This is a genomic window from Dyadobacter sp. OTU695 (assembly GCF_038440355.1).
In the GTDB taxonomy this organism is placed as follows: domain Bacteria; phylum Bacteroidota; class Bacteroidia; order Cytophagales; family Spirosomataceae; genus Dyadobacter.
The window spans coordinates 485,261-493,252 of the sequence record NZ_JASATN010000003.1; the positions used below are offsets into that span (position 1 = coordinate 485,261).

General features: G+C 41.4%; 7 protein-coding genes and 1 pseudogene. 4 read left to right on the top strand and 4 right to left on the bottom strand.

Going from position 1 to position 7,992, the window contains the following annotated elements:
• Positions 1–10 precede the first annotated feature (10 nt).
• The 4 genes from AAHB90_RS10160 to acpS are packed head-to-tail and all read left to right on the top strand — an operon-like array spanning position 11 to position 2,591.
• Positions 11–865 (top strand): dCTP deaminase domain-containing protein, encoded by an 855-nt coding sequence (locus AAHB90_RS10160; protein WP_342084853.1) that lies wholly within the window; start codon positions 11–13, stop codon positions 863–865.
• Positions 843–1,430 carry a hypothetical protein gene (locus AAHB90_RS10165; protein WP_342084854.1) on the top strand — a complete coding sequence of 196 codons (588 nt, stop codon included), beginning with the start codon at positions 843–845 and terminating at the stop codon, positions 1,428–1,430. Before AAHB90_RS10160 ends, AAHB90_RS10165 begins: the two co-directional genes overlap by 23 nt.
• 25 nt (positions 1,431–1,455) lie before the next feature.
• Positions 1,456–2,193 (top strand): hypothetical protein, encoded by a 738-nt coding sequence (locus AAHB90_RS10170; protein WP_342084855.1) that lies wholly within the window; start codon positions 1,456–1,458, stop codon positions 2,191–2,193.
• Between the two features lie 23 nt (positions 2,194–2,216).
• Positions 2,217–2,591, top strand: coding sequence for a holo-ACP synthase (acpS, locus tag AAHB90_RS10175; RefSeq protein WP_342084856.1), 375 nt, complete (start codon positions 2,217–2,219; stop codon positions 2,589–2,591).
• A gap of 132 nt (positions 2,592–2,723) precedes the next feature.
• On the opposite strand, the gene AAHB90_RS10180 is transcribed toward acpS, so the two are convergent.
• The 4 genes and pseudogenes from AAHB90_RS10180 to AAHB90_RS10195 form a co-directional block, all read right to left on the bottom strand.
• A complete protein-coding gene (locus AAHB90_RS10180; protein WP_342084857.1) occupies positions 2,724–4,316 on the bottom strand; it encodes a T9SS type B sorting domain-containing protein in 1,593 nt (530 codons plus the stop codon).
• Between the two features lie 166 nt (positions 4,317–4,482).
• Entirely contained in the window at positions 4,483–5,688 is a 1,206-nt protein-coding gene (locus AAHB90_RS10185) for a hypothetical protein (protein ID WP_342084858.1), read from the bottom strand.
• Positions 5,689–6,557: 869 nt separating this feature from the next.
• Positions 6,558–7,598, bottom strand: coding sequence for a class I SAM-dependent methyltransferase (locus AAHB90_RS10190; protein WP_342084859.1), 1,041 nt, complete (start codon positions 7,596–7,598; stop codon positions 6,558–6,560).
• Between the two features lie 86 nt (positions 7,599–7,684).
• Positions 7,685–7,992, bottom strand: a pseudogene (locus AAHB90_RS10195) (XRE family transcriptional regulator); the annotation flags it as partial.

The window sequence follows — 7,992 nt, forward strand, 5'->3', positions numbered from 1 at the left end:
GGCGCATACGATGTCGTTTTTAGGAGTATCGGACCTTTTAAGGATACAGGAAGAGAGTCAAGTAATTGCACCATTTAACTCTAAAAGGGTTAAAAACGGAGCATATGAATTGTCATTAGGATCAGAAGCATTTCTAACAGATTCCAAGGATGGTAAAATCCAGATTCTGAAAGAAGATACCAATCGTCAGATCGATATTAATCCTGGTCAATTTGCACTATTACTAACTGCTGAAAAGGTAAATGTGCCGGTGGATAAGATTGCGTTTATTTCTATTAAAGCGGGCGAAAAGTTGAAGGGTTTAGTGAATGTATCTGGATTTCATGTTGATCCAGGGTTTCATGACAATCTAGTTTTTTCTGTATATAACGCGGGTCCTTCAACGATTGTCTTGAATACTGGAGATCCATATTTCCCTATCTGGTTTGCTGACCTTACATCTGACTCTAATGCAAATCAGGGGTATGGGAAGAGTAACGAGCATTTCGATAAACTTAGTCACATTCCATCAAAGTACATCGAGGTGTTGAAGAGGGGAGAATTGACGTCACCTAAGGCACTTTTTGATAGAATTATGGAAGTCGAATCTGACTTGACACAGAAGATAGTAAAGTCAGATGAAAAGATCGATCGTAATGAGTGGCTGTACAAAATTATCATTGGCCTTGTACTCACAATTTTTGTTAAAATTATATGGGACTGGGCCGAGTATGATCGTGGTTACAATGACGGTCGACGGTCCAAATTGTTATCTGAGGAGGTCGTAAGTAAAGTCAATAGTCGCACTGTTGATAGTTTACTTTCTTCTAAGCTTGATAGTGTACTGAAAACGAGGATGATCTATGATACAGCAAGTAAAAAGTAATGCCTTTTTTGATGTGGGCTTCTCAGAAAGTGAACAGCTTCCAAGAGTCTTTAACGTCACATTTGAGGAGGTGGGGCATGGTGACAGAGGTGAAGTTCGTGTAAGTTTTAATGGCTCGCGGCAGTTAGGCAATGTCATTAGCGATAACTCTTATGAGAATGATTTTTATCGTTACCACGACATTTTCCATTATTCTTTTGCGACGCTGTTAGGGTGGTCGCCATGCGCCAGGGCGATGATTAAGTGTAAAAGGAAAAGCGACTCACGTATTGATGAGATCGAGGATGGGGCAAGGGCGGCAATTACCGAAGAAGCGTTGTCAATGATAATTTTCAATGAAGCCAAACGTAGGAATTATTTTAGAGGTGCGTCAAGGGTGTCGGAAACGACTTTAAGAATTATCAATGAGATGACTGAGAATTTTGAAGTTAGGGTTCGGAGCAGCTCTGATTGGGAATTTGCTATTCTTAAAAGTTATGAAATTTTCCGAGATTTGATAGACAATCGAGGAGGTAGGGTGTATTTTGATTTGATTGGTCGCCAGATAAGATTCGAAAAGATGTAGAACTTCGTTATCCATCGTTCGTTTTATGAGAGACAACTATAAATCTTCTGATTTCTTTGTTGGAAAAATTGCCCCGTTTTTACTTTTTGAGATAGAGTTCCATAGCTTATTTCATGTAGTGGAAAGGCTTAAGGACGACCGATCCTACACTGAACTGAATCCAGCTGCTCAATCGGCTTTCATCACTCTGTTTTCCTACTTTGAGGCATATTGTAAGCACCAATTCGCTGCAATTGTAAACTTATTTCCGTCGCTGGTTCAGCCTTTCGCAACCCGGCGCGGGGAGCCGAAGGTGGAAATATCGACGATTGCATCATTCGCAGGTAATATTGAAAACAGCCTTGGATTTATTCTTGCTGAGACCTATGACTTTGGCACCGCGAAGGCTATAAACGGTTTGTACCGTGATTTATTAGGAATTTCTCCCTTCAGCGCTGATGAAGAGCGGGAATTTAATAGGATTTCCCTTAATAGAAATCTTTTGGTACACCATGGAGGGTTTTATACATTCCAGTATGCTCGAAGTATTCAAAATCTACCTATCGGTAGCTTCAATCGTGCGTTTTTCGATTCGGTCCGGATAGATACGGAAGAATTTGGCATATTGTCCGATTTTTTGTTCGAAATGGCTATGAAAATTACACGTCAGTCAGTTAAGGCGGTGATGGCGTTACCGAACTGGACATCGGTTGAGGAGGATCCTGAAAGAAAAAATGCCGTACAAGAACTTTTACGTGGTATTCATGGCTACTTGGATGATTAATTTACACTGGTTGATACTGTAATATGATAATAGGAGTCGGCTGTGATATTGTCGAGCATGAGGCAACTCGCAGCTTAGGTTGGTCTATTAATTTAAATGCGAGAAAGAGGGTGTTTTCTTGCAGGGAGCTTGCGCTGTCAAGCGGCACCCATTCTGACCTCTTTCTTTCAGGCAGATTCGCAGGAAAAGAAGCAATTCTAAAATGCCTCGGAACTGGGTTAATAGATGGAGTTGCGTTAAAGGATTTAGAAATTTTGCAGAACAAGCAGGGCAAACCCTTTATTCATATCGGGGGCGAGGCAGCGCGCATTGCTGAGAAATTGGGAATTGTTAAATGGCATATCAGTATCTCACATGCTACTGGATTTTCAACGGCTTTCGTCCTCGCTGAGGGATAAATTTGTATAGTACAAAACGAAGAAAATCCGGATTTGTTCTGATAACGGATACTATGTTAAGTAATAAAAACGGGAGATAGAATTCTATTGAACGCCTACTGTTATTCATTTTATTGAGCTCGCTAACAACGCTCATAGTGCAGACACAGATCCGCGATAGATGGAGCTTCGCTGTTGCCCGGATGTTTTGATCAACAGTTGGTATGTGAAAACGCCATGTACGAGCTGTCCCCTGTATTTACCATCCCAAAGAGGTGTGCCGCTGCTAACGCCGCCAGGTCGACTATAAAGGACGACTTCACCCCATCGATTAAATATGGATATTTCTTCTATCTCGACCGTTGGGGAAGGAAAATAGATCGACCAACTATCGTTTATACCATCGTCGTTTGGCGTAAATGCCGAAGGAATAAATATAGCATTACCACAGTTTTCGCCCAACTTGACGATTCTTTGATCAACGCAGCCGTCATTGTTTTTTACTGTAACCGTGTAATCTCCAGTAGAAAGGTCGGTGAACAACGAGTCGTCTTGATAGTTCACCGAATTTAGACTAAAAGTGACGGGTCCTGGCCCAATTGCAGATACCGTTAATCGTCCGTCAGATGAATTACATGTGGGCTGCTGCAAGTCAATGTTTTTGATGACGGAGCCCTGACTTTTCCTTACAGTAACTGAGTCACTCGCACGGCAGCCATGTTGGTCAGTTACTACGACGTCGTAGGTGCCTGCCGTTAGGCCAATAAAGCTATTAGATGCCTGGGGTTGCCCATCTGTAATTGAATAGTTCAAAGTACCGTTCCCCTCTGCACCTTCGAGCTTGATCATTCCATTTGCTTGGCCGCACGATGTATGTTGAACATCAATCGAGTTTAGTGTAAGCGCAATACTCTTTTTTAGCATTACCTTTTGTGAAACAGAGCAAAGGCTATCATCACGCACCGTCACGATGTAATTTCCACCGGATAGGTCATTGAATATATTACTGGTAAAAAAGTCAACGCCATTCAATGAATAAGTGAGGCTGCCATTCCCACCATAAGCTGCAATACGTATAGATCCATCATTTTTACCACATTTTGGGGCGATAGAATCGATGCTGGAGATTATTGGAGTTGATTGTTGGCCAATTTCGACGTCAATCCAACCCATGCATTTCGCTGCTTGGAGTGTTAATTTGTAAGTGCCCGGTGCAAGATCCGTAAAGGTGGATGCGGTTTGTAACGGGCCATCATCGAGCTTAAAACGAACAGGGTAGCGGTCGGTTCCTCCCTTCGCTTCAATGGTTATTATCCCGTCGTTTTTACCACATGTAGCAGGAGCCGTTTTCAAATCAACGAGAAATGCTTCAACAACTTCTATTGTGATTGCCTTCACATCCGACTCAGTGCCATTCACTGTTTGCGTTACGTAGAAGGTAGTTGTTTTATCCAGAGAAGCGGAATGATAGGTGTTTCCTTTTGCTAGTAAATTTTTTTTTTGCGCATCTGCATACCAAGTGATTTCTTTTCCTGTGACTGTCAGAATTGGATCACCGCCGCGGCAAGTGACGTCGTCGGATGTCAGTGAGATTGTGTCGGCTTCTATATTTCTCCAATATCCATGCGTATAATTCGGTACTTCCGAGTTTATAGTTAAACCCATACATGGCATATAAAGAAGTAGCAAGCACAGGCTAAGTATAAAGATGCATATTTGTTTCTTTTTCTTCATGATCTCGCGCATCACACCTATTTTTTGCAGATAAAGGTTCCGCAACATATTTGAAAAGTAACGACCTATTTCACATTACTTGCGTATTTGGGTGGTTTCATCCTTTTGTCAGCACAAAAGCCACGGATTTTGATCCATGGCTTTGTTAATTTAGCTGCTAAATTCTGTAAGTTAGGGATTAGTCCAAGACTATCCGAACCTTTTGAATGTCCTGTTTGGAGTCGCGAGACGGTATTGCATGGAGATAGTATACTCCTCTCGGTAAATCGGCAACCGATATTTTTATCTTATCTCTATCAACTAAAGTTTTGTTTTCCAGAGAGTTACGGACAGATATTGATTTAATGGGGTTTGTGGAGCTCTCTTGGTAAAGAAGGAGCGTCGATGGTAGCAAATCAGCCTTCTCTGCATTGTTAAATTGAACTGACAAGTCTTCGCGCGCTGGGTTTGGTGAAACAGCTTTTAACATTCCACCACTTGCTGGTACGTAAAAACAGAATGGTGCCCCGCTTCCACATGAGTTAGTTCCAGTGACGCAAATCGTGGCACCTCCCGAGGTAGTAATATAAGCGTCTCCGACATTTTGGATTACTGATGCCGATCCGGAAGTAACACTAAATGCATATGTAGTAGATGGATATTCGGAAATCTGACTGAATTGCCACATGTTCGAGCCTGGGTCGAAAAGCCAGTAGTTAGGATTTTTAATAGTAGGTGCTCCTACTTCCCTTCCTGTTGATGCTGTCTGAAGATTACTACAACCGGGCACCACTGCACGAACGGAAACATTGCCGGTGGAGCTATTAGTAATTGTTACACTACCAGCGGTAACATTGGGTTGCGTATAATTATTTATTGAATTTACCTTAGCTCCTCCTGTTGTTTGCCATACTAGGCTCATAGGCTTAGTGCTTTGAAGACCATAAGTACTGGTGGCTGTGAAGGTGGCGGAGTTGCCAGAACAGACTTGCGAAGTAACTAATGATGGTACAGAAGGCTTCTGCTTAATATAAATTCTCATCGTGTTACTGGAATTGGATGCTGGGGGGGCCAGGTATACGACCGCTATGTCACCATCACCCTTATTTGGATCAAGTTGGACGGTCTGAATAAATGAAATTCCGCCGGCAGAGGTTAACGTGATATTAGAGCTACTGTGCCAATATGCGGAATAGGTTCCTCCCATTATTGGAACAGACACGGTAATGTTGCTTGTGCCACAATCAATCCAAACTATTGAGTTGTTTGTATACGTTGTACCTCCAACTACCTGATTCGTATTGGTATCGAAAGTACCCCCAATCCGGATGTATGGCGGATCAATAGGCTGAGCCATGAGGTAATTTCCTAATAATAAGAAAGTGAGAAGCAAAAAGTGTTTCATGGGATCGTGATTTTGGTTGAGAATGTTATTTAGATTAATAGAAGTACAACCTGATCATTTCGGCAATGATGTCAATTCTTCACACAAGATTTCTTAGCGTGAATAATGATTTGTCTTGCTTTCTACGAAATGAAAAAAATTAATGGGAGTGGACATTTGAGTATTGTCTCAAATGAGCTTCGATGTTACTGTATCTGTATGAAGTTGTATTCAGATTGGCATTGCATTCGAACCGCCGCTACTAGGCAGCTATCGATTTACCTTGCCAAATTATAAAACTTAAGATGCGCGTTGATATCGCATATGATGGGTGCAGAAGTAATATTACTTTAAATCAAATAAAAATCCAAATATTTTTTATGGACCTATTTCTAATCTTGCAATGCAAGTTTATGTCATAATGTCGAAACATCGAAAACTCAACTTTCAACCGTCTGAAAACCTGAGAGGGGCTCACTAATCCCGCAAGATATGTGAGAAAACGGAGTGAAATTTGGTATTAAATTGAGCAGTTAGCTCAAACTTTAGAACGGACCCATAAAATCCTTTTCTCTTCAGTTTTATGTGCAGACTGTTATTGATAATCAAATAGTTATGATTTTTGAGGCCACTAAAACATAAACCTCCGAGAGACTCGAACCCTGAATCATTCGTGAATTATTTTTATGTAACGTGTTGTATTTTAGTAATTTACGGTTTATTTTTATGCTCGGAATGTGACGGTCTAAGAAATCGAGTGAGCATATCGAGAGCGCAGCTTTTGGATGTCATATAAAATATTGAATATTAGTGTGTTATAGATTAGGTTCGAATCCCTACGTGACCACTAGAAAATCAAAGACTTAGCAAAGCTTGCTATGTCTTTTTTATTATCTCCTTTGAGCTTTGATAAAAGAAAATCCCGGCGACTCTCTTAAATGTATTAAGGTTACCGAATGAAAACCGGCTTCTTCCAACCATTGCTTCACGACTTCAAAATCATAAGCTCGTCCACCGGCAAATACAAACAGGTTCCACCCTATCATAGAAGCAACTCCTTTTACAAAAAGAGAACCTTTCACATTAGTGTATTGGTCAAGAATGGCAATAACGCCATTGCTTGCTGTCGCATCCGCTATTTTTTTAAACAACTCCTTGTTGCCTTCCTCGTTAAGCCCGTGTATGATATTGCCGAGGAACATAAAATCAAATTTTTCGGCAGGCAGGTTTTCTTTTTCAAAGTCAGCCTCAAACAAATCAATTCTGCTTGCTACATCTTTTTCCTGTGTCAATGTAATTTTTGCATTTTCCAAACCCACCGCCCAATCCAGAACAGTTGCTTTCAGTTCGGGGTATTTTCTACAAAATTCTACGCAGTACAGTCCGTGTGAACCGCCTATGTCCAGCATTCGTTTGGGCGAAATGGTTAGTTTCATACGTGATACCACTTCTTTCACAGTAGCTGAACCCAGCCAACGCATGGCTACCTGAAATGAAGTTGCTACTTTACCATCTTTCATCATTTCATATCCTACCAATCCACCATCAGGATCCGTTTTCACTGCATAGGTGGCATTGTTGAGATTTTCGTTGAGTGACCTGAAGAACAGAACCATGTCGGGAAATAGGTCAATAGGAAAAGACCTCAACATGGCTTTTGTCAAGCTGTATTGATTTCCTTTTTTTGTTACATAGCCTATGGGAATCAGGCTGTTCAGTAGAGTCTCCACACCACGTTGGGTACAATCTGTTTTGTGACCGATTTCCTCCAACGTGAGCGGCCCGCTTTTTAAATGGTTAAACAGCCGTATGTCGCCCGCTGTTAATAAAGCCGAAGCCTGAAACAGGCTTACTCCTGTATCAAGCAATACGGTCGGAATAATTCCGACATTAATGAGCATACGCTCAATGAAGTTAGGTTTCAGTGGCATATCGTAATTAATTTGAATGTTACCTGACAGATCTGGTGTTTTACTTACAAGCAAAATTCTTCAAATATGTAATTAGCACGAGCTCACTACCTCCCCCCAATCAGCCGCTCCAACCTCCCCATCATCTCATCCTTCTCCTTCAACATCCGCTCATAAAGCTCCATTTTCTCGTCGTGCAACTTCCTAATCTCTTCAACAGGATTGATATTGTAAGTGGGCTAAAAATTCACACCGCCCGACTGGTCATGGAATTCCTGAAACGTGTTGGAGATAATATTCACAGCTTTCTCCTCATCAAAATTCCGAATCGCCTCAGCTGGTATCTTCAATATCGCCGAAACCTGCTCCAAAATGTCAGAATCGATCTTTTCCTTTTGTTCCAGTAAGGAAATTT